This window comes from Motilimonas eburnea (genome assembly GCF_021295345.1).
Lineage (GTDB): Bacteria > Pseudomonadota > Gammaproteobacteria > Enterobacterales > CBDFNC01 > Motilimonas > Motilimonas eburnea.
In genome coordinates this window covers 90163-109695 of record NZ_JAIMJB010000008.1, presented here as the reverse complement: position 1 = coordinate 109695, position 19533 = coordinate 90163, and the positions used below count along the sequence as shown (strand labels likewise).

Sequence of the window (19533 nt, the reverse complement as noted above, 5' to 3'; positions counted from 1 at the left end):
CTGAAAAATGCAGCATTATCCACATAACGCAATAAATGCTGCATATTTTAAGGTGAACAGATGGACGTGAGTAAGCAACAATTTCATCGCCTAGCGGCACGCTCAACATCAATGCTGAGCTCGCTATCCGAACAAATCAATGCCCAAAAAGACGAGTTGGATGAAAACGGCTATCATCAAACCTACTCAAAAGCTGCATTAACTAAGCTTCCTAACCTCACTAAAGCGCTGGTTGATAAAACCGTTGCTGAAATGGAGCAAGAAGGCTATGTATTTGAGAAGAAAGCGGCCGGCACAGCAGAAAAGTACGCTTTAAGCTTGCAAAACATCATAGATATTTATGCTCACCGTCAGGTACCTAAGTACCGTGATCGCTTTAATGAGGCGTTTGTTATCTTTATGGGTAACTTGAAAGGCGGTGTTGCGAAAACTGTGGCCACGGTAACCACCGCGCACGGACTACGAGCGCACCCTAACCTACTTAAAGAAGATCTTCGTATCTTGGTCATAGACTTAGACCCGCAAGCATCTGGTACCATGTTTTTGAATCACACCAAGAGCTATGGCAGTGTTGAAGCTACTGGCGCCCAAGCCATGCTGCAGAACGTCACGCGAGAAGAGCTACTGGAAGAATTTATCGTCAAGTCAGCGATTGATGGTGTCGATATCATGCCTGCATCCATTGATGATGCCTTTTTAGCGTCAAACTGGGAGCAGCTATGTGCTGAACACTTACCCGGTCAAAATATTCATATGGTGTTAAAGCAAAATGTCATCGACAAGATAGCGTCAGACTATGACTTCATCTTTATTGACAGTGGCCCACACTTAGACGCCTTCTTAAACAACGCGTTTGCGGCGTCCGATATTATTTTCACCCCTATTCCACCAGCACAGGTCGATTTTCACTCAACATTGAAGTACCTCACTCGATTACCAGAGCTAATTGAAATTCTGGAGCAAGATGGCAGTGAGGTAAAAGTGCAGGCTTGTATTGGATTTATGAGCAAACTTGCCAATAAAGCTGACCATAAGCTTTGTCATTCTTTGGCAAAAGAAATCTTTGGTGGCGATATGCTTGACGTGTCACTGCCGCGGCTAGATGGTTTTGAGCGCTGTGGTGAGTCCTTTGATACCGTGATCTCGGCCAATCCAGCGACCTATGTTGGTAGTGCGGAGGCATTGAAAAAGGCCAAGGCAGCGGCAGAAGATTTTGCGAAAGCAGTATTTGATCGAATTGAATTTATAAGAGCTAACTAATTATGACCGCAAAAAGAGCAACAATTGGCCGTACCTTGGGTAAGACCACATTTAGCGACCCTACTGCAGAACAAGGTGTGACCTTTACCCTGAAATCAGGCCGTAAAGTCACATTCAAAAAGCAGCATATTGAAGCGGATAAACTGGAAGATTCGACGTTTGTTGAAACCTCAACCAATGGCCGTGACCAAGCAGGCTTAACACCAGAGTCATTGCTCGACATTCGCCGTACTATCAAAGTACAACAATTCTTCCCGGCTATTGGTTTTGTGGCCAGCAATGGCAAAGTCAACACCCTTGATGGCTCTCGTCGTAGAAAAGCAGCCATCCTTGAGCATGTTGGGCTTGATTACCTCGTTGCTGACGAAGAAATCTCTGCTGATGATGCTAAGCAGCTTGCCCGTGACATCCAAACAGCCAAAGAGCATAACCTGCGTGAACTCGGGTTAGAGTTAATGTCATTAAAAGACAGTGGCCTTAATCAAAAGGAAATCGCGCAAGAGCGCGGTTTGTCTGCGGCTAAAGTGACCCGTGCACTGCAAGCGGCCAGCGTGCCATCGGAAATGCTCAGCGTGTTCCCGGACTACTCTTTGTTGTCACATAATGAGTACAAACAATTGCTCTCTATCCAAGAAGCACTACAGGCCAAAGGGGTGACCTTGGACGACCTGATAACTCATGTCATGGTTGATAAGGACAGCTTCAGCGATGAGCTAACCAATGACGAGGCAAAAGACGAGTTAATTAAGCTTTATGGCAAGCACAGTAAATTGTTGTTGGATAAGCCCAAGGCAATAAAAACTAAGGTGACTGAACTTGCGCAATTCAAAAATAAAGATCAGTTTGCTCGTAAGAAAGTGAAAGGACGCTTCACCAGCTTTGAATTTAACCGTTTAGACAAAGAAACACTGCAAGAAATCGAGTTAGCTATCAGCGAAATTATCGCGAAAAACGCGTAATTTTCGCCAAGCGATTTCATGGGTTAAGTGTTTGTAATTATTATAAATGTGAAAATAATTTCAGACTGAAATCGCCAAGAATTTCAGGCAAAAAAGTAGCTAAGAAAAGCAAAAGGGTAAGTGCCTCCAGTCGCCAAACTCACAGGCCCCTACCCTTTCAACACCAACATTGAAGAGGATCAACAAATGTCAGTAGCCCAGATTTTAACAATAGCCGCAGCCATTGCCAACCATCAAGCTGTGAAACTACCTGCTATGTCCAAGCAAGACTTTGATCGACTGCTTGGAATTATCAAAGCTTCTAAATAACAAAAGCCCGCTTAAGTGCGGGCTTTTTGTCTGATTAAACTACCTATTCGGCAGTAGTCTGAGAGATTTCAACATCAGTTCGTGTCGTTCTATGGTCAGCTACTTATTCAGCAGTAATATCTCTATACATTTTCACTATAGCAAAGTTTATAAAACTTGCAAAAATCAAGCTGATTAGACTGCTCGTTAATTGCTGATCGAATCGTAAACATGCAAAGCTTTAGCTGAGAAACTGGGACGTTCTCCTTCGGGCGCTCTGTTTTCATTTTCAAAAACACCAATCAAGAAGGTATGGCACAAGCGCATTGCTGCGGCAGGATGTACGCAAACAACCCCTTCATACGCACCCTTGGCGTAAACATCGCCAGAAGTCACCGTAAACGCATCCATATCGCCAACATGCTCTAAGGTGATGCCTTTGGCTTGGGCTAATTGAAACTGCTCAGGTGTAGGTGTGTGGCGACTAACAAAAGCAAATAACATAGTTGGAACTCCGTTGTTGTTTAACTGAAAATGACTATACCGAAACAAAAGCCTGAAATGTGTTCACACAAATTTGTCAGAGCTGCACACTAAACGAGAACCCAATTATACAAATTCCAAATAGCAAAAAACCCGCATTGCACGGGCTTCTTAGCTTTTTCCTCATTTTACCCCAATCCATTTTATTCGATTGCTTTAAGCAACGAGTGAACATCCCTTTAAGACCAATGACTCCCCTTAGCCATTGAGTTAATAATACCGCCTCATTAAATAGGCGCTACCGCTTAATCATTGAATTGTTCAATCAAAGATATAATGGCGTTCTTCATCAAGGGCTAATTCTTCTACGGCTGGCAATGAATGGCCATTTACGGGCAAATGAAGGATATTGCGTGTTTCTTCGTTGCCTCCAGCATAAGCAGGAGTGAAGCCCAAAGCGAGCCAGAAAGGAAGGGTATCGCCAGAGCCAAGTGCAGTGGCCTTTAAACGCACCACCTCAACGTGAGCAGGCAGCGAAGATAGAAAGACTTTGAATACGGTTGTTCCTTGCTTTTGACCTCTTAAGTGAGGCGGCACATAAAGCATGTGAACCAGCGCCCTATTACCATCAATCTCCGAATCAATGTATGAATCGTTCGAGTAAATATCTTCGTAACCAGCTTCCATAAAACGCCCTTACTGTTAATTAAATTTAACAACGAACACTGTCATGCAGTGAGAATATCGGTTTCCAATCACCCGAGCCAAAACCAAAGGTCTCCGCATTAAAATATTGCTCTAAAACGGCATCCATAATGCACTCATAGACACCCTCAAGTCCCATTGGTAACTCTTTTCTGGTTTTGGTGTTGTAATTTTTTAAGCGTTGCAGCGCCGCAGAGCCATTGCTGCCTCTTTTCAATTCTACCGACTCTAGCATTCGCCGCAGTCGTGTTGGCCTGTTAATGCCACCAGCAGAGAAATAATCCGTGTAGGCGTTAAAGGCGTAATGAAGCATGCCGATGCTTTCATCTTTTAGTGCGGCCATCGAAGACAGATTGGCTACATTTGCCTCAAAGCAGGCTTGATACCTCCCTGCCCCATTGATGTAGCCTTGGTGATGCCATCCAGTATGATCAGACATTGACAACCTCTGTTACAAAATTGAATGAGCAAGAGAGCTTACGGGTAGCCACGACATCATTGTGTCGACTTGCTTTGTAACTGGTTGAGCGTTATTGGGACTTAGTGGAGTGTGCGTCACAAAAAACCATTCTTCCAACATCGCGTCTAATAGCGCCTCAAAATGCGGCTCTAGGCCGAAAGGTAGGGTTTCGTAATGAGGCTGGGAGTATTTCTTTAGTTGGATAACGGCTTTTATGCCATCCATATTATCCTTAAACTTAATCTTGTCGAGCAGGCGGATAACAGAGGGAATACGGATAAAATCCCCGCCATTGTGATACAAGCAATAGGTATCAGAGGCTCGGCTAAATAATGTCAACCGATGGCTAGATAGATTCGATTTGCCAACTCTCGCAATGTGCTCACGAAGTTCATTAAATTTGCTTTGGTATTTACCTGTGCCTTCAAAGTAAGTATTTGCCATAAATGCGCCTCCTTGGATGTAGCTATACTAAGCCCGCCAAAAAAAGGCGCTACCGATGACTTAGGCTAATGGGCAACTTAAAGGTGAATGTTAAGCCATCTCACTTTGAGAATGTCTTACACCGGAAAAGTTTAGGTGGTTATATACCAATTTGAGCTTATCTTCGTCGAAACATGAAACCATCTTTTTACCCATTTCACGCTCAAGAAAGGTACGGCGTTCAATTCTGGTTAAATCCTTCCAGAACAGACCATTAACAGGAAACTGATCCGTTATGAAATCATTGATAGCTGATACGCGTTGCTGGCCATCAATTAGAATGTCACTCATTGGACTCATGGTGCCATTGGTCATTTCGAGATAGTCATTAATCATCACGCTACCAAGGTCATACCCCATAAAGACGCTCTCGATGAAAGAGATTTTTTGTTCTTGCGACCAAACCAGTTCCCGTTGCCATGAAGGTAATGGAAATCGACCGATAAAACGATTAGTCCAAGGGTATGCTTCTTTGCCAAAACCGGAATTAGCAACCAAGGCATGAATTGAGGTTGATGAAGAAGCAAAGCGAATAACTGGCTTAGGTAATCTCATTATCATGTCTCCTAATTATTGATATTTAAACTGACACCACTGAACTGGTGACAGGCAACATTTGGTAGTAGCTATATTAAGTTAGCTGAGCAAAGGCGCTACCGATGATAAAGACTAAACTGGACGTTTTTTGCTGTCATTGGGGTATAAGGCGCTATCCACCAAATAGGCATAAAGATCTTCTTCCGAGTCACTTTCAAACAAGATTTCTTGGGGATAGCGACTATCTTTGTCCCAGCATTGCACTACGGTATAAGCACGGTTAACAGGGGGCGTATTCTCCACCAAATGAAAATCTAGGACATACAAATTAATGGCTCTGGCTGGACACAGCACGAATGTATAACTGTCACTATTCGTGTCGGCTTGAATAGCTATTGGGAAATTGCGGTGATCGAGTATGGTAAACCAATCAATGTTAGTTTCCTTCGGCTGCGAATGCTTATTTTCGATCAACTTTTGACGATGATAGCTTGGCTTAAACCCACCTGAGCTAGTTACCCAATCAAACATTGAGGCGGCAACCGGCACAAGGTAGTGGCTCTGGAAGGTACGATTTTCGATGACGCAGTGATATGTTGGCAGTGCTTCCTCATCACCATCCTTCATTAACAAATACGCAAAGGTGTGAGGGCAATACAGTACAGCGTCATAGTCAGCCAAGCGCTGACTGTTTTCGAGTAATTCATCAATCAGTTGAGCTTTGCTGCTAATGATTTCTGCTAACTCGGGTGATTCCTGAGTCAATGGAGCGCTGCTATCGAGGTTAATGCGTTGCAGCCCCGTGATAAACCAGTAGAACATCGGATCAGCGACCACGGCATCAATATATTCAGCCTCTGAATTTTCGTATATCACTGCTTCTGAGAAGGTGCTAGAGCGGCTCATAGTGTTTCCTTGTGTGCTGGTGGATTACATTAAGATTGATTGTGAGTTGAGTAAGGCTTGGCGCTACCAAGCGCTTACTTAACAAGGTCGCTGAGCATCGCCAATGGGATAGCACACGTTGTAAATAAGCACGTTTAGCATTTCTTGTTCATCATTCGTGCGACACAAGATCGTAGAGGTTGTTGAGTCATCGCTAGCATTAACAGACGTCACATAAACACCATATTTACTTTGTCCTGCTGGGATAACATCTGCATCCGCTTTCAATACTTTTAGATAGAGATTGCGGATTGGACATAAGAGAAAACAAACGCTGTCACTATGTTCATTATGCAATGCGGGAAAGTTAACGGGATTAATCAGTGATAGCCCGTTTAAGCTGGCTGGGGTATTAGAGGTGCCTGTGTATTGATGTGGTTGAGGGCTAAATTCAAAACGACTCATTGATTTTAACCAGTCAAATAGATGGGCGGCGCACTCGATAAGGTTTGTGCTGGTGTAATCTTCGCTCTCAACTACGCAGTGGTAATTTGAGTAGATCTTACCTTTTGGACTCTCCATGTAGATTGACACCTGAGTTTGAGGGCAAATCAAGATAGCGTCATACTGCATTAACATGCTGTTGTCTGTTTCACCCCGTTGGTCCATGTGGGCGACGATGCGCGGGTCATTAGCATTGAATTGGCCATTTTCGTTTTTAATAGCCACTATTTCTAATCCCGTTACGAACCAATAAAAAAGCGGATCAGCTTTGATTGAGTCAAGGAACACTCCGGTTCTTAAAAAAGCATCGTATTCTTGCGAGCCAGTAAGATCCTCAATCTCAGAGCCTTCATCAAACTTAATATCTTCTTCAAACGTAACTATTTCAGATTTTGACATTTTAACGCCTCGCATTTGTTGGATTTCGTTTCGACAAGGTAAATAATGAAACGAATAACAATAGGCGCTACTGGCAATCGCTATCGCGGTTTGACCCACGCGTATGAGCCGCAAAGAATGATGTCGTGGGGTTTATCTGATTCTACAAAGTCACGCTGAGACAAAACGTAAGTAAAACAGTGATGCAAAAACGGATTATAGGTAAGTGCCAAAAAACCTAAATCAACCAACTCCTGCTCGGCCAGCTGCCTTGCGAACACATCCACCAGCTCACCGTTACAAAAAGCATGCACGTTGCGTTGTTGTTAGCGCTGGGCGCGTTGCTGTGATGCCGAGGATATTTTGATGGCTGGTTGTTTACCGCTGCGTAAATGAAAAGCAGGGGCATGGCATATCACCCTGCCCTTATCTACACCCTCACGAGACAATAAAGAAAAATAACCTTGTTTGTTGAGATTGCGATAACCACTGACTTGCAGGCCTCGTTGGACAAAGCGTTGCTGAAAACCCCGCATACTGTCATTACTTAACAGAGACGGGGCTGAGAGAAATACAGTCATTTGTCTCCGTTGGTTTAGTCTTCAAACTCAAAATTGCTCACACCGTCATCGTCAATGACATGAGCACGAATGTGTGAGCAAACCAAAACTGGCTTTACTGGGCTTGTCGGCCCCTCTAGCCGCAAAAACACATTTTCCTTTTGGCAGTAAGGGCAAACGGCTTTAGCTGCCAAATAAGGACCAATCATGTCTAAGCTGTTGCTGTCTGGTACTAAATGAACTGCCATACTGATCTCCTTAAAGCCATAGCGATTAAACAAGACACAGAAACTCAATCAAGCTAACACACTGAAAAGAATGCTGTCAGTCAGTGAGCTAATCGGTGTCCAGTCAGCGTTCAACTTGGCTGGTGGACATTTTTTAGTTTCAGCGTCCAGTTTTACATTGTAAAAGTAAGCTTCCAGCACAGCGTTAAGAATATCTTCAAACACCGGCTTAAGGGACTTTGGCAAACAGGCATCGGAAGTAGTGCTAAAGGTTTTTAGTCGTGTTAAAGCCCTTGATCCAGCGCTCCCACGTTTAAATTTTAAGGTCTCAAGCATGGGTTTTAATCGTAAGTAACGATTTGCACCACCGTTATTGTAGAAATCGTAATAGGCATTTGATGCTACTCGTAGCGCTTCTATCCCAACGTCATTAGTCTTGCCCGTCTCTGGAATATATTTGCAACATTCATCGTAAACCGCTTGGTATTTGCCGCTGTTGTTCCAGTATGTGTTTTCTGATGCCATAGTAGCTAAGCCTTTTAGTGAGAGTTAGCTGCATCATAAAACCAATACTAAAAGGCGCTACCGATTGGGTTATTCATGGCCATCGGCTCCAAATTTCGCCCACAGGTAATTCTTCGATGGTTGCGCCTACCACCCCAAGCCAAAGTCGAAAACCTTCCTGTATCTTTTGGCTTCCTGTGAGCCATGACGTGCTGGCGATGGCTACTAAGGTTGAATTAGGCGCCATAAATTTAGCAGCGTGTAGAATGTGTTTAATATCTTGGTTCTTTGTGAAAGGAGGATTAATCAGTATGGAATCGAATAAGCCTAAATCGGATGGCGTCAGAGTTAAAAAATCCGCATTATGAAGCTGAATTCCTTCTTTACTTTTCAGCACCTTCGCATTGCCAGTATTGAGCTCGACAGCCACTATATCGCTATCTGGCGCGATAGCGAGAGCCGCATTAATCAAGGCTCCGTGGCCAGCCGAAGGCTCTAAAACTCGTCCACCAGCTTTAAGGTTGGCTTTCTCTGCCATGGCTTGAGCGCGAGATTTTGGGGTAAAGAACATTTGAAAGTCTTTTATTGTCATCTAGCTTTTCACCACCTAACAAGGAAGTGACAATATCTGAGGCAGAAGTCTTAAACTCAAAGTAACCACCGCGTTTGTATGTGCCACCGGCTTTGATTAACACTTTTTTTACTTGGGCATAATTCGTCAGCTGGGTATCCGTTGGCAATAACAACTGATTGCCGACAGGCTGCATGATAGCGATAGAGTTTAGGATTTCTTGTTGTACTGACATAATAAGTAGCTCCTGTTTAGTAGACAGGAGCTAGGTTAAAGCTAATGGGATAGGGCGCTACTGCGTCAAGGGCTAACTAATTAATCGAAGTAGCTTGAAGTGCTCGTCTTTAATTCGCTCGTAACTGATTTTGGTACCCGTCCCTATGGTTTTAACGCTACGTTGTACCAGCGTGACATTATCGCCACTTTCCGTTGCTATCGAGTGTAAATACACGTTATCCGTTTTGGCAACATTTACCGATATGACCTTAGAGACGCGAATATCACGCGATAACACTGGGGCATGACTCGCTAAATCATTCAAATGCAATTTAAAACTGAATGCTTCCCCGCAACGGCTGCATGTTTTCGCTACCAAGGGATTAAACGCTCGGCAATTTGGACAAGGTTTCGCGCCATTGCCTGCGCCAGAGAGTTTAATTTGGTCAAAAACCAAATCATCTATACAGCCATGGCGATTGACGTTATCCGCAAAGTCCGACAATAAGCAATCGCGCTTGTTGGGATGAACGCGCATGCCTCGGCCAACGATTTGAATGTAAAGCGCAATGGACGAAATATGTCTCATTAGGACAATAGCATCGACAAATGGTAAGTCGACACCCGTGGTCAACATCCCCACATTGACTAGCCAGCGTCGGCCATGCGGGTTTGAAAATAACCTGAAGGCTTGCTCTTGCTCTATCTCTGGTTGTTTCGAGTGAACAATAAAAGCAGCTTCCCCGGCATCAGTGAGAAATTGTGTCAGCATGACAGCATGGGAAATGTCACGGGCAAACACTAAAATCGCGTTACGCTGATCGGACGTATTAATTCGTATAGCTTGGTGAATCGCGGAGGCTGACCTTGCTTCTAAATCTGCGTCATCGTTGAGTGTCGAATATTCACTGTCGTCACCAAAGCCTGGTACAGAGTGCACGCCAACTAAATAGCCTTGCTCGATGAGGGTGAGGATGTCTATTTCGTAGACTTTTCGCCAGCGCGCCTTACTGCCTTCAAAGATCTGTTTGCGACCTCTAAAGGGGGTTGCGGTTAAGCCGATTACGATTGCATCTGGATACTGAGCAAGTAAAGCAGCATAGGCGCTATCATCCTCTGGCACCAGATGGCATTCATCAACGATGATAATGTCCGGGGCTTTAATATCGCGGTTAATTAGGGTTTGATAGGTTCCAAGGATCACATTATGCTCATGGCCGGTGTCATCGCCAAATGCTGAGCTACATACACCATGATCAGCTATGTAAGTTGCATTTTGCTGCAGTAACTTTTTGCGGGGGGTGCACACCAAGATTTGCTTATCGATGAGTTTGCTGACCAAGGTGGCAATGATCAGCGATTTCCCAGCCCCACAGGGTACGACACACAGCGGGTTTGAATGTGGATGATGAGCAATGGAATCCATGATCTTGTTTACGGCTTGCTGTTGATAATGCCTTAGCTCGTAAATCATTCACTGTCTCCTAAAATGATGTCATCAACCGGGTAGATGAGCGTGCCTGTTTTACTCGCGTCACTGACTTTGACTTGATAAATAATGCCCGCTTGGGAAAGTTTGTCGAGCAATGACTTTCTACTATTGCCGCCGCTAGCGATATACTGATAAAACTCGCCCGAGTAAGAAATTTTACGTACAAAAATAGCAATGAGCGCCAGCAGTATTGATGGTGATTGTCGGCGGTTCACTCTCATGCACGTTTTTGTGTTTTCTAATAGTTTTAATGAAATAACACCATCGTAACTGGCTGCGTCAATAACATTAAGCATTACGTTGGGCTTGAGGCGTATAATGATGGGATCAAAGCGCGCGCTGCCAGAGGAAATCGTGTCCTTGTCGATCAGTGATATTTGCTCAAGGGATTCAATAATATGACTACAATCTTTTTTGCTCCAATCGGGATCAACTGCCAGCACCAAATCTCTAGCTCGATGCCATTGGCTATCTGGCGTTGTTCGGCTCACTAGCTCCGCTAGCACTAACAATGACCAGCAGGAAGTTTTTGGGTTATTTTGTTGAACTATACGGGCAAGGCGTTCGAGCTCGTAAGGGGCTAAAACCTTCACTAAGTTCTTCCCCTTTACTTCGATCTCGAAATCGAATCGGGCAAGCCGAAGTTAAACACCGTAATCCCTTTTTCTAATTGAGCATCGCGATACTTAAATAAACCTTGAAAAAATCCTTCTAAGACAAAATCAGGCATGTGCGAGGCGCGATGATGATCAAGAGCGGTGCGCCAACCTTTGATCTTTGAGTCAGTAGCCGTAATGCCGCCAAGGGCAAAAATTTCGATGAGTAGCGCCTTATTGCGACTCACACCGGTCAAATGGAGGACGGACCTAAATACATCATTGTTTGTCATGTGTCACCTATGCGTTGATTAGTGTGGAGAGCTGTCTGTGCGACAGAGCTTATTTAATTGATACTATAAATGAAAATAAGACCAGTACAAAGTAAAAAGGCGTGTAGCGCCAGTTGCTTAAGCTGCAATATCAATGTTGGTTTTGTGTTTTTTTAAAATCCGGTAGACGACAGCAAAGGCTTCTGGCCGAGGCTCTTTTTTAATAGCTTCGAGCAACTGTTCGAGTGTAATAAACGCTTTCGGATCGGTAAGGTCGACGTTAAAGCCATGGCGATATACGAAGTCTTGCGTCCCCCAAAAACAGTTACCCACGGCTCTTGAGTCACTTAGCTTAACTTTGATGTTGGGAACCGCTTTGACTAGCTTACTTGCTTGCTCAAGAATTTTACCTTTAGGCATTTTTAAGAATACTTGCATATTCCGTTTTTTGGCGAGGCCATGCACAGCGCTCGATAATGTTTTGCCGTGATAAGAGGCAGTTCCGCTTCGAGCGATAAAACCTCGTTTTACAGTAAAAGATGAGCCCAAGCTTCTAACTAACCATGTCGCTGCTCGAACATCAACGCCTTCACCGTACTCACCAACTAAGGCAGATGAAATATCGAGAGTGAACAAGCCATCAATTTCGCCAAGGCCTTTTTTATAGACGCGGGAATACCAATTGCTTGGAAGCGTGACTTTAATGTTAAGATCTGTTTTGCGATAGGTGCATCGACTTGAATATTGCTCACCTTTGTCAGTATATGAGCTGTAATCCACCTCAGCGGGGCTGTCTGTTAGAGTCACAGCAATGTACTTAGAACCACTGGTGTCTGGCGTTACACGATCAATATACTTTTCTATTAATTCAATACGTCGATTAGTTGCACGCGCAATGGCTTGGTTTGACGAGCGGCGAGAAATATCTCGGTGCATTTGTGCAGTCTGTTTACTCATTTGTTGACTAAAACGACTGGGGGATGCAAATGGGTACTCGTTGTAGCGAGCTTTTCTCTTTAGTGAAACCAGCGCTGAAAAAGCTGAGGTGTATTCGTCATAAAGCTCAAGCGCACGTTTTTGCGTCAGCCTTTTTCCGCCCTTAACTCCTTTAAAAGCGGCTAGGCGTGCTTTTATAGTATGATCCGCACTGGTTAAAGCATTTAAGTTGCGAGCCCCAAGCTTGGCCTTGGCCGTCAGCATGGTTTCAGTGTGATGAGTGCGATCAATTTTATCTTGATTGGTCAACTTATTTTCGATGTAGCGAATCATGAGATTTCTCCTATCGGGTGGCCTGTGGTCACAGTAACCCCAAGTGGCGGAAGCGCTACTCAACTAGTGGAGAGTTTATATGGTTTCCAAAAATATTAGCGGTGTTCAAACGGGCGCTGATTTAGGTCGTTTGCTGGCAGCTTAGCGCTTTGGAATAATGACAGGCGCCGAAGCTCCAAGAGGCACAACGGACAATATTTTTTGCGACCAGAGCGAATTCATCCGGAGCCCGGTTAACGGAAAAAATAGTTAATATTACAGGGAATTGAGAAAGTGCAGCGCTTGGGCTCACAGAGAAAACGCGAGACGGGTTGTATAGCGTTTTAGCTAACACTTCAATGATTCAACGATAGCGTCAACTCGGTGGGCATCCATTTGATGACGTGGTATGAATCGAAATCGTTTTAGTAGTGCGGGGATGAGCCCACCACAATTGCTAGCTTCGTTGTAGCCGATAACAATCCAGCGATAATGAGGCACCACTCGACCACCTTTACAAACAAACAGCTTAAACTCTCTAACGCCGCGCTCAATAACAAGATTAAAGCCTTTTGTGCCTTTAAGCGACATTTGATTGGTACAGGTTTCCATCACCACCTCCTATCCGCCGTTATTCAGTTATTGTGACACAGGGAAAGTTAAGCACCACCCAGAATAATGAACTTTCACTTAGAAGCACTAAATCGGTGCTTGAAATGAAATTTTTTAGCCAGAAAAGCTCTTAGTATTGTTCTGCTTGTTCAATAAACCAAAATTGGAGCATCAAATGGAACTATTAGCAGCAAACCAAGTGGCACCCCAAATGTCACAAAATGAGAGTGATAAAACCAACCTTAAAGTGTTAATTGTCGCCATGGCTGTCATGGCCATATTTTTAGTCAGTAATGCGATTGCTGGTCAAGACTCAACTGGCTTTGATCCTTTATGGGATATGGTCCAGACCTGGGCGGTTGGCTCTCCTGCAAAACTGATCGCGGTTATTTCACTCATGTCGGCGTTCTTTTTCAGTATCTTGAAACCAAACTTTATGATGGCCATTGGCTCTTTGCTATTTTGCGCCATCATGGGTCAAGCGGAAGATGTGATCGCAGCATTCGGCCTAACGGCAACCATTTTTTAAGTCAGCGACAGAGTAAAAGCCGAGTTAGGGCGGCTTTTACTCTTAACCTTTTTTGTAAGGTGGTTAGATGAGTGAGCAAAAAGCGAAATCGCCAACATACCAAATGCCATATCGAGTGAATGCGCCGCTTCAAGTGGTTTGGTTCGATGTGCGTCAAATCGGAATCTTTCTCTGCATTATTGGTGCAGGAAATATTCTCGAGCAGGCAGGGTGGTCAATTCTGATTGCGATAGCATATATCGTGTTATCCAAGAAATTGTCCAAAAATAAGTGCCGAGGTTATCTTCGTCATGCTTTGTGGTGGCATGGAATACTGCCAAGCAAGGAAACTTCGAGTATCAAAAATCCTTTAACCAGAGAGTATTTCCGTTAATTTCAACAACATTTTTGCGCAATGATGGGTTTGCGCGAGGGTAATAGAATGTTTCAAAATTCACGTTCAAAATCAGCAAAATCGTGGAGCAATGCGGTATCCGCGGCAAATATCAACGCACTGGCAGTCTTAGTCTTAGCACTGGGATTAGTCATCGCTCTAGTTGTCATTCTCAATAAAGATACGAAAACGATTATGACATCACCAACATACAAAGGTGAAAAAATTGAGGTCATTGGAAATAAAGCCAATAGCAATTGGAAAAAAGGTTGGTCGCTATACCTTGCTATCCTGATCGGCAACGTGGGCCCAAAAAACGTTGAGTTAGTGGTATCGGAAATAAACAGCTATCTATCTCCTCGTTTGAAGCGGCAGAAAAAAGAAGAAATAGAGAAGTTTGTTGCCATGCTTAAAGCCCGAAACGCAGAGCAAACATTTGTTCCTCAGGATATGGCTTACGATCCCAAGCAAGATGTGGTCTGGGTTTGGGGTGAGCTTTCTGTTTCCACAATGAACAACAAATCGCCCACCCCGCAGCGTTGGACTTATGAGTTTAAGGTCTTAATGGATGGCTTGGGTAGTCCGCGTGTCACCTTTCTCGACCAATACAGCGGTGCACCCAAGATAAATCGAAAACGAAAGAAAGACGATGATGTGTCTGTAAAACTCCGTGAAGATCAGTATTACGACGATGAGATGCAAGATGTCGTAGCCAGTGCAGAGGGAGAAGCAAAATGAAAGTAACAACAATGGCCATACTAATCGCTTCTGGTTTGAGTGCTTCAGGGTTTGCCAATCAAGATAACCTCGATTTATCCATGCCTGTTACGGAATTAAATTCAACGGCATTAAGTATGCCTCCTTTAGAATATGATGCGGGAACGGAGCAAGGGGGTGAGGCAGGGACAGAAAGTAAGTCTGTCATGAATAAGGTCGCCCTGCAAAAAGATGCAGGTAAAGACATTATCAAGCTTTTTAATGATGGAAATAGCAATGCAGGGAAAGAAGTGAGATATGAGTATGAAGAAGTTGACGAGTATGGTCGACCTCGTATCAATCAAGCTGCAACCCAATCCGAGCCTTCAATGTCGATGCAGGATATTGCCAAAAGCCAATATAAAGCAGTGCAGCGCTTTGACAAAGTAAAACCAGGAGCAAATCTCATGGCCCCCGGTGCTTATGGCATGCAAAACCGAATTCAAACAAACTTCAATGTTGTCATGGTCAATACTTCGACAGAAGAAGCCGATGCGGTGGTGTTTGTTGAAGACGGTTTCGTGTATGTCACACCAAAATCGGATAATCCTGTTGACCTGTTATTGTTTGAAGCTGGCGTACCAGAGTCAGCATTTAACATTACACTGGTGCCGGTTACAGTGCCTCCAGCAATGATTGAAATTGACAACATCGTGCCCAAGAACATGCGGCAAAAAGGGGTTAAATACATTAAAGAGCAGGAAAAACTAGAAGTTGAAGAAAAGGTCGCCATGCTCAATGAAAATGTTAAAACCACAAATAGCCATGTTGAGACAATAAGAAGTGCATTAACGCCGATAGCGCAGACCTTTATCCCTGAAGGTTATACCGAAACAACATTAAGTGACCTTTCTGCAGCTCATTTGCGCCCATGTCAGGCCCATGTAAAACAAGATGTGGTCGAGCGCTACATCGGCAGCTACTACTTCATTGACGTTGTGGAAATTGTGAATACACGTAAGCGAGATTACCTCATTGAAGAGCAGCAATGCTTGGGGCCGGATGTCATCGCCGTGGGCGTACTCGAAAAAACACTGCTAAGGCCAGGTGAAAAAACAGAGATGTACATCTTACGGGACAAATTCCACAAACAAGGTCCTCAACTTCGTAAACGCGTAAGAGGGGAGAGATAAGATGAATTCAATCATGCGCTCCTTACAAGAGAGCTGGGCTAAGCCCAAAGTGCGTTATACCGTGATGGGGTTGGCCTTTATCGGTGTGGCATTCATGTTTATGGACGTATTTTTTCCTGAAGATGTAGTAAGAAAAAAACGCGTCAAAGCTGAGGTCGAAACATCAGTATTTAAACGCGATGCAGTAGAATCGGTCGATCAAGGATCCATACAACAAATGTATGAGCAGGCGACAAAAGAGATTCAGCAGCGAGAAGCGGCCGTAGAAGCAGAAAGGCGAAAAAATGAGCAGTTGAGAACTGAGATTGACGAAATGGTAGCTAAGCAAGATCAACAAATAGCGACCTTGAGTCAGCATGTTAAAGCGCTCAAACAGATGATTAACGACGGCCATGATGGACAGGGCAGGGCAAAAGTCGGTGGGCGTTCGTCCGATGGTAAGTTTCGCCGTGTCGCGGGTAATGATCCAAGGGTGAATCAAGGGAATGGTGAAGCGAGCCCCGCTGCTTATACAGGCAATTCAACACTGCCTAAGCTTGAAACCAAGCGGATGAGAACGATTTCTTCAAAACGAGTCAGGGTGATTAACGGTCGTGGGGACATTGAAGAATATGCGCCAACTACCCAAGTAATGAGCAACCAGGTGGTTGAGTCTGGGGAAGAAACTCAAAGTACGAAAGGGACAAAATCCAAGTCATCGAAACCGTCGGAAGAAGGCGACAATGACATCTTTATCCCTTCAGGCTCTATTATTACGACCGTAGCCATTACGGGATATGATGCGCCAACGAACAGCCAAGGCCAAGCGAACCCAATGCCCGCTTTAATGAGAGTAAAGTTAGATACCATGTTACCTAACCACTACAGAGCAAACTTTGAAGATTGTCATGTCATGGTATCGGGTTATGGGCAGATGAGCTCTGGCCGAGCTTACATGAGAACCACCAATCTCAGTTGTATCATTGATGGTAAAGCCACGGAAACATCACTGAACGCATTTGCAGTGTCGGATTTTGACGGCAAAGCTGGAATCAAAGGCCATCTAGTCAGCAAAAATGGCGCAATAATGGCTCGTGCGATGGCTGCAGGTTTTGTTTCGGGCTTTGCAAACGCGGCATCACCGCGCGCTGTTAATGTGGTTCAAACAGATCCCAGTGATACGTCGACTTTTCAAATGCCTAACTTTGGTGATGCGTTTGGCGCTGGCGCATTTCAAGGTGCTTCGAATGCCATGGATAAGCTTGCAGAATACTACACAAAGTTAGCCGATGAAATGTATCCGGTAATTGAAATCCCTCCTGGCGTGGGCGTTAGTTTTGTTGTCCAAAAAGGCTTCACCATCAAAGTACCAGATTAGGAGAAGAAGCATGAATACCAACAAAAAAGCGACCCCATTTCTGGAAAAAGTAATTATCTTCATCATCTTTTTTGGAGCAATGTTTGCGGCATCGCGCTATTACCTTGAGCATTACATCGACAACCGATTGAGCCAGATTGACACAGGTTTAAGCATTAAAGTGCTTAACCAATCTGAAGTGGTGGCAGACCTTTTGAGTAAGGGGTATTTGCCTGTCGATATCGCTGAATACCTTGAACTAGTTAAAAAGATTGCCGCCAAGCAGGGGACAATATTGATTGACCGTGAATCGGTTCTGGCCATGCCGGACGCTTACAAACTGGAACAGTTCACTATCAGTGAAATAAAAGCGAAGGCCTTGGAGTTAAATATAAAGGTGACCCCTGCGAGCGAGAGGTACATACCTCGAACCAGATCTGAAATGGACAACCTACTAGAGGTGTCAATTAAATAGCATTAGAAAGCTGAAAATCGCGCTGGAAGTGAAACTTCAGTCCGAAATTAGCAATTAAACTGAATATTCACATTCACAATCACAATCACAGTTGAGGTAAGCCATGTCTACGCGAAAATTGATTCTCGCCACGGTAATGACATTTACGCTATTACCCTGTTATGCCAACGAAGCCCAAAGCGATAATGCTGGTGGCGCAGTACAAAGTAGCGAGCAACAAACTGGGGGTATTGATACATTTGAAAAGCCTCGCTCGAATATTCTAGCTATTCAAGCTTTGCCAATTAAAGATTTGAACTTAGTTGAAACTGAAGAAGGCGTTTATTTTGCAACGTCAAACGGGCGTTTCATCATTAAAGGGCAGCTGACCGACACATGGAACAGGAAAGGTATCACAACGCCTGAGCAGGCGCGAAGCACCTACAGAGTCCCGCTAAGTTCGTTGGTTGGTACATCAAAAACACAGGACAACTTAGCCACAATACACATTGGCCAAGGCGAAAAGAAAGGCTACATCTTTCTCGATCCAACAGAGCAATACAGTCAAGTGATGATAAAGCTGGTGGAGCAAGAAGCTAAATACAGCTTTGATGTGGTACTAATGCCTCGCAAAGATCCTCAGTCCCGACAAGTGGCAAAACAAGTATGGTGCGCAAAAGATAAGCGGCAAGCACTCTTAAAAGCGGCTGATAGCGATTACCAAGAGCTCGAACAAAAAGAAGATTGCGGCGTAAAAGAACTGTACGCAAACATCGTGGCCTCAATGCTTCTTCAGCTTCAACAGGTACCTGTCGTGGTCAGAAATGATGGGCTCAGGCATTTAGGTGTTCCAGAAGACATGGACGCGTTTTTAGCTGTCCAATAACGGATTGAATACGACGGAGGGCGTGATGAAAAAAATAAGGTCTCGTCAATCCTCCAAATCAGACTACTGGGACGCAAGGCAACTTGATTTATTCAATGAGCAAGACTGTCAAGGTCGCCCTACTGATGCATTAAAGGTCCCGTTTATTAACCATCGAACAAGTTCAGAAGAGGAAACATGATGTTTAAATTAGTGATAACAATGCTGGCGGGCTCCCTGCTTCTAAGCGGTTGTAGTGGCCTCCTAACTATTGGTGACGAAGAAGCCTATTGTCCAGGAGGGCCTAGCGGCTCGATGTGTAAAGGCCCACGCGAAATTTACCAGTTAACAGACAACAAAGCTAACCTTCATGCTGAAATGACTGAATCGTCAGATGAGGGAAAGACTGGTGCCAATAGTGAGAGTGGCAGCGAAAAAGCACTATTGGCAGAAAAGATCAAAAAAGAAAATGACGAAGCGGGAAATAAACCGGTGCCCACGACGTTTGCCAATTACAAAGCGGTTGATGATTTTAAAGGCATCGAAGCGCCCGATCCACGCGGGATCTTAAAGCCACCAAAAGTCATGCGCATCTATGTCGCAGCTTGGACTGATAAAAACAATGACTTGCACTTACCAGGCTACATGTATGTTGAAGTTGAGCCCGAGCGTTGGGTTGTTGGTAAGTCCGTCAACAAAAATGTCAATCGCATCGTCCCGTTTTCAGTAAGAAAGCAAGCGAAGGATGAAACGAAGAGCAAGATGAGTAACCCGGGCGTTAGACCTAATGGCATGGGATACAGAATTGCACCCGAATGATCTTCAAGTGTAGGTTTCAGAAGTAAGA

The 19533-nt window shown here is 44.3% G+C and carries 27 protein-coding genes and 1 pseudogene; 11 read left to right on the top strand and 17 right to left on the bottom strand.

The annotated features are described in order from the left end of the window. Nucleotides 1-60: 60 nt before the first annotated feature. The 3 genes from K6Y21_RS09900 to K6Y21_RS21255 all read left to right on the top strand — a co-directional run bounded on the left by K6Y21_RS09900 (nucleotide 61) and on the right by K6Y21_RS21255 (nucleotide 2528). Nucleotides 61-1260, top strand: coding sequence for an AAA family ATPase (locus tag K6Y21_RS09900; protein WP_233071681.1), 1200 nt, complete (start codon nucleotides 61-63; stop codon nucleotides 1258-1260). Nucleotides 1261-1262: 2 nt separating this feature from the next. Next, nucleotides 1263-2219, top strand: coding sequence for a ParB family protein (locus tag K6Y21_RS09895; RefSeq protein ID WP_233071680.1), 957 nt, complete (start codon nucleotides 1263-1265; stop codon nucleotides 2217-2219). 186 nt (nucleotides 2220-2405) lie between these two features. Further along, the gene (locus tag K6Y21_RS21255) at nucleotides 2406-2528 is read left to right on the top strand and encodes a hypothetical protein (RefSeq protein WP_285229733.1); all 123 of its coding nucleotides are present in this window, start codon (nucleotides 2406-2408) and stop codon (nucleotides 2526-2528) included. Between the two features lie 186 nt (nucleotides 2529-2714). Here K6Y21_RS21255 and K6Y21_RS09890 read toward each other — a convergent pair whose 3' ends face one another. The 17 genes and pseudogenes from K6Y21_RS09890 to K6Y21_RS09810 all read right to left on the bottom strand — a co-directional run bounded on the left by K6Y21_RS09890 (nucleotide 2715) and on the right by K6Y21_RS09810 (nucleotide 13240). Next, nucleotides 2715-3011 carry a hypothetical protein gene (locus tag K6Y21_RS09890; protein ID WP_233071679.1) on the bottom strand — a complete coding sequence of 99 codons (297 nt, stop codon included), beginning with the start codon at nucleotides 3009-3011 and terminating at the stop codon, nucleotides 2715-2717. Between the two features lie 300 nt (nucleotides 3012-3311). Further along, nucleotides 3312-3677 carry an N-acetyltransferase gene (locus K6Y21_RS09885; protein ID WP_233071678.1) on the bottom strand — a complete coding sequence of 122 codons (366 nt, stop codon included), beginning with the start codon at nucleotides 3675-3677 and terminating at the stop codon, nucleotides 3312-3314. Between the two features lie 25 nt (nucleotides 3678-3702). After that, nucleotides 3703-4134: a hypothetical protein gene (locus tag K6Y21_RS09880; RefSeq protein WP_233071677.1), complete on the bottom strand. Its 432-nt coding sequence runs from the start codon at nucleotides 4132-4134 to the stop codon at nucleotides 3703-3705. A gap of 12 nt (nucleotides 4135-4146) precedes the next feature. After that, complete coding sequence (locus K6Y21_RS09875) at nucleotides 4147-4599, bottom strand: hypothetical protein (RefSeq protein ID WP_233071676.1); 453 nt, start codon at nucleotides 4597-4599, stop codon at nucleotides 4147-4149. Between the two features lie 90 nt (nucleotides 4600-4689). Next, a complete protein-coding gene (locus tag K6Y21_RS09870) occupies nucleotides 4690-5193 on the bottom strand; it encodes a DUF262 domain-containing protein (RefSeq protein ID WP_233071675.1) in 504 nt (167 codons plus the stop codon). Between the two features lie 114 nt (nucleotides 5194-5307). Further along, the gene (locus tag K6Y21_RS09865) at nucleotides 5308-6081 is read right to left on the bottom strand and encodes a hypothetical protein (protein WP_233071674.1); all 774 of its coding nucleotides are present in this window, start codon (nucleotides 6079-6081) and stop codon (nucleotides 5308-5310) included. A 78-nt stretch (nucleotides 6082-6159) separates the two neighbouring features. Next, nucleotides 6160-6963, bottom strand: a complete 804-nt coding sequence (locus tag K6Y21_RS09860) for a hypothetical protein (protein ID WP_233071673.1) — start codon at nucleotides 6961-6963, stop codon at nucleotides 6160-6162. A gap of 80 nt (nucleotides 6964-7043) precedes the next feature. Next, nucleotides 7044-7478: pseudogene (locus K6Y21_RS21520) on the bottom strand (hypothetical protein). 59 nt (nucleotides 7479-7537) lie between these two features. Further along, nucleotides 7538-7750, bottom strand: a complete 213-nt coding sequence (locus tag K6Y21_RS09850; protein ID WP_233071671.1) for a hypothetical protein — start codon at nucleotides 7748-7750, stop codon at nucleotides 7538-7540. Between the two features lie 48 nt (nucleotides 7751-7798). Then, entirely contained in the window at nucleotides 7799-8254 is a 456-nt protein-coding gene (locus K6Y21_RS09845) for a hypothetical protein (RefSeq protein WP_233071670.1), read from the bottom strand. A gap of 73 nt (nucleotides 8255-8327) precedes the next feature. Next, nucleotides 8328-8804 (bottom strand): methyltransferase, encoded by a 477-nt coding sequence (locus tag K6Y21_RS09840; RefSeq protein WP_233071669.1) that lies wholly within the window; start codon nucleotides 8802-8804, stop codon nucleotides 8328-8330. Further along, nucleotides 8749-9039: a hypothetical protein gene (locus tag K6Y21_RS09835; protein WP_233071668.1), complete on the bottom strand. Its 291-nt coding sequence runs from the start codon at nucleotides 9037-9039 to the stop codon at nucleotides 8749-8751. Before K6Y21_RS09835 ends, K6Y21_RS09840 begins: the two co-directional genes overlap by 56 nt. Nucleotides 9040-9111: 72 nt before the next feature. Further along, nucleotides 9112-10494, bottom strand: coding sequence for a DEAD/DEAH box helicase (locus K6Y21_RS09830; RefSeq protein WP_233071667.1), 1383 nt, complete (start codon nucleotides 10492-10494; stop codon nucleotides 9112-9114). Next, nucleotides 10491-11105 (bottom strand): hypothetical protein, encoded by a 615-nt coding sequence (locus K6Y21_RS09825; protein WP_233071666.1) that lies wholly within the window; start codon nucleotides 11103-11105, stop codon nucleotides 10491-10493. The genes K6Y21_RS09830 and K6Y21_RS09825 overlap by 4 nt, the downstream gene beginning before the upstream one ends. A 14-nt stretch (nucleotides 11106-11119) precedes the next feature. After that, nucleotides 11120-11401, bottom strand: a complete 282-nt coding sequence (locus K6Y21_RS09820) for a DUF1456 family protein (protein WP_233071665.1) — start codon at nucleotides 11399-11401, stop codon at nucleotides 11120-11122. A gap of 117 nt (nucleotides 11402-11518) precedes the next feature. Next, a complete protein-coding gene (locus K6Y21_RS09815; protein WP_233071664.1) occupies nucleotides 11519-12625 on the bottom strand; it encodes a hypothetical protein in 1107 nt (368 codons plus the stop codon). 351 nt (nucleotides 12626-12976) lie between these two features. Further along, nucleotides 12977-13240 (bottom strand): hypothetical protein, encoded by a 264-nt coding sequence (locus K6Y21_RS09810; RefSeq protein ID WP_233071663.1) that lies wholly within the window; start codon nucleotides 13238-13240, stop codon nucleotides 12977-12979. 175 nt (nucleotides 13241-13415) lie between these two features. Between K6Y21_RS09810 and K6Y21_RS09805 the strand changes: the two genes are divergently transcribed. From K6Y21_RS09805 to K6Y21_RS09770, 8 genes are all read left to right on the top strand, one after another. Next, the gene (locus K6Y21_RS09805) at nucleotides 13416-13769 is read left to right on the top strand and encodes a hypothetical protein (protein ID WP_233071662.1); all 354 of its coding nucleotides are present in this window, start codon (nucleotides 13416-13418) and stop codon (nucleotides 13767-13769) included. Between the two features lie 67 nt (nucleotides 13770-13836). Next, the gene (locus K6Y21_RS09800; protein WP_233071661.1) at nucleotides 13837-14142 is read left to right on the top strand and encodes a type IV conjugative transfer system protein TraL; all 306 of its coding nucleotides are present in this window, start codon (nucleotides 13837-13839) and stop codon (nucleotides 14140-14142) included. Nucleotides 14143-14190: 48 nt separating this feature from the next. Beyond that, nucleotides 14191-14880, top strand: a complete 690-nt coding sequence (locus tag K6Y21_RS09795) for a type IV conjugative transfer system protein TraE (protein ID WP_233071660.1) — start codon at nucleotides 14191-14193, stop codon at nucleotides 14878-14880. After that, nucleotides 14877-16031, top strand: coding sequence for a type-F conjugative transfer system secretin TraK (locus tag K6Y21_RS09790; protein WP_233071659.1), 1155 nt, complete (start codon nucleotides 14877-14879; stop codon nucleotides 16029-16031). The genes K6Y21_RS09795 and K6Y21_RS09790 overlap by 4 nt, the downstream gene beginning before the upstream one ends. A gap of 1 nt (nucleotide 16032) precedes the next feature. Beyond that, a complete protein-coding gene (locus K6Y21_RS09785) occupies nucleotides 16033-17388 on the top strand; it encodes a TrbI/VirB10 family protein (RefSeq protein ID WP_233071658.1) in 1356 nt (451 codons plus the stop codon). Between the two features lie 10 nt (nucleotides 17389-17398). Then, nucleotides 17399-17842 carry a hypothetical protein gene (locus K6Y21_RS09780; protein WP_233071657.1) on the top strand — a complete coding sequence of 148 codons (444 nt, stop codon included), beginning with the start codon at nucleotides 17399-17401 and terminating at the stop codon, nucleotides 17840-17842. Nucleotides 17843-17945: 103 nt separating this feature from the next. Beyond that, entirely contained in the window at nucleotides 17946-18707 is a 762-nt protein-coding gene (locus K6Y21_RS09775; protein ID WP_233071656.1) for a disulfide isomerase DsbC N-terminal domain-containing protein, read from the top strand. 177 nt (nucleotides 18708-18884) lie between these two features. Next, nucleotides 18885-19505, top strand: coding sequence for a TraV family lipoprotein (locus tag K6Y21_RS09770; RefSeq protein WP_233071655.1), 621 nt, complete (start codon nucleotides 18885-18887; stop codon nucleotides 19503-19505). Nucleotides 19506-19533: the final 28 nt, after the last annotated feature.

Bases quoted from the DNA above. Each gene is read 5' to 3' on its own strand.
- K6Y21_RS09830 (WP_233071667.1), bottom strand. From the start codon at position 10,494: ATGATTTACGAGCTAAGGCATTATCAACAGCAAGCCGTAAACAAGATC.
- K6Y21_RS09785 (WP_233071658.1), top strand. From the start codon at position 16,033: ATGAATTCAATCATGCGCTCCTTACAAGAGAGCTGGGCTAAGCCCAAA.
- K6Y21_RS09860 (WP_233071673.1), bottom strand. From the start codon at position 6,963: ATGTCAAAATCTGAAATAGTTACGTTTGAAGAAGATATTAAGTTTGAT.
- K6Y21_RS09865 (WP_233071674.1), bottom strand. From the start codon at position 6,081: ATGAGCCGCTCTAGCACCTTCTCAGAAGCAGTGATATACGAAAATTCA.
- K6Y21_RS09810 (WP_233071663.1), bottom strand. From the start codon at position 13,240: ATGGAAACCTGTACCAATCAAATGTCGCTTAAAGGCACAAAAGGCTTT.
- K6Y21_RS09880 (WP_233071677.1), bottom strand. From the start codon at position 4,134: ATGTCTGATCATACTGGATGGCATCACCAAGGCTACATCAATGGGGCA.
- K6Y21_RS21255 (WP_285229733.1), top strand. From the start codon at position 2,406: ATGTCAGTAGCCCAGATTTTAACAATAGCCGCAGCCATTGCCAACCAT.
- K6Y21_RS09850 (WP_233071671.1), bottom strand. From the start codon at position 7,750: ATGGCAGTTCATTTAGTACCAGACAGCAACAGCTTAGACATGATTGGT.
- K6Y21_RS09775 (WP_233071656.1), top strand. From the start codon at position 17,946: ATGTCTACGCGAAAATTGATTCTCGCCACGGTAATGACATTTACGCTA.
- K6Y21_RS09780 (WP_233071657.1), top strand. From the start codon at position 17,399: ATGAATACCAACAAAAAAGCGACCCCATTTCTGGAAAAAGTAATTATC.
- K6Y21_RS09800 (WP_233071661.1), top strand. From the start codon at position 13,837: ATGAGTGAGCAAAAAGCGAAATCGCCAACATACCAAATGCCATATCGA.
- K6Y21_RS09770 (WP_233071655.1), top strand. From the start codon at position 18,885: ATGATGTTTAAATTAGTGATAACAATGCTGGCGGGCTCCCTGCTTCTA.
- K6Y21_RS09840 (WP_233071669.1), bottom strand. From the start codon at position 8,804: ATGTTCTTTACCCCAAAATCTCGCGCTCAAGCCATGGCAGAGAAAGCC.
- K6Y21_RS09875 (WP_233071676.1), bottom strand. From the start codon at position 4,599: ATGGCAAATACTTACTTTGAAGGCACAGGTAAATACCAAAGCAAATTT.
- K6Y21_RS09900 (WP_233071681.1), top strand. From the start codon at position 61: ATGGACGTGAGTAAGCAACAATTTCATCGCCTAGCGGCACGCTCAACA.
- K6Y21_RS09805 (WP_233071662.1), top strand. From the start codon at position 13,416: ATGGAACTATTAGCAGCAAACCAAGTGGCACCCCAAATGTCACAAAAT.
- K6Y21_RS09835 (WP_233071668.1), bottom strand. From the start codon at position 9,039: ATGTCAGTACAACAAGAAATCCTAAACTCTATCGCTATCATGCAGCCT.
- K6Y21_RS09795 (WP_233071660.1), top strand. From the start codon at position 14,191: ATGTTTCAAAATTCACGTTCAAAATCAGCAAAATCGTGGAGCAATGCG.
- K6Y21_RS09885 (WP_233071678.1), bottom strand. From the start codon at position 3,677: ATGGAAGCTGGTTACGAAGATATTTACTCGAACGATTCATACATTGAT.
- K6Y21_RS09790 (WP_233071659.1), top strand. From the start codon at position 14,877: ATGAAAGTAACAACAATGGCCATACTAATCGCTTCTGGTTTGAGTGCT.
- K6Y21_RS09890 (WP_233071679.1), bottom strand. From the start codon at position 3,011: ATGTTATTTGCTTTTGTTAGTCGCCACACACCTACACCTGAGCAGTTT.
- K6Y21_RS09820 (WP_233071665.1), bottom strand. From the start codon at position 11,401: ATGACAAACAATGATGTATTTAGGTCCGTCCTCCATTTGACCGGTGTG.
- K6Y21_RS09895 (WP_233071680.1), top strand. From the start codon at position 1,263: ATGACCGCAAAAAGAGCAACAATTGGCCGTACCTTGGGTAAGACCACA.
- K6Y21_RS09870 (WP_233071675.1), bottom strand. From the start codon at position 5,193: ATGAGATTACCTAAGCCAGTTATTCGCTTTGCTTCTTCATCAACCTCA.
- K6Y21_RS09845 (WP_233071670.1), bottom strand. From the start codon at position 8,254: ATGGCATCAGAAAACACATACTGGAACAACAGCGGCAAATACCAAGCG.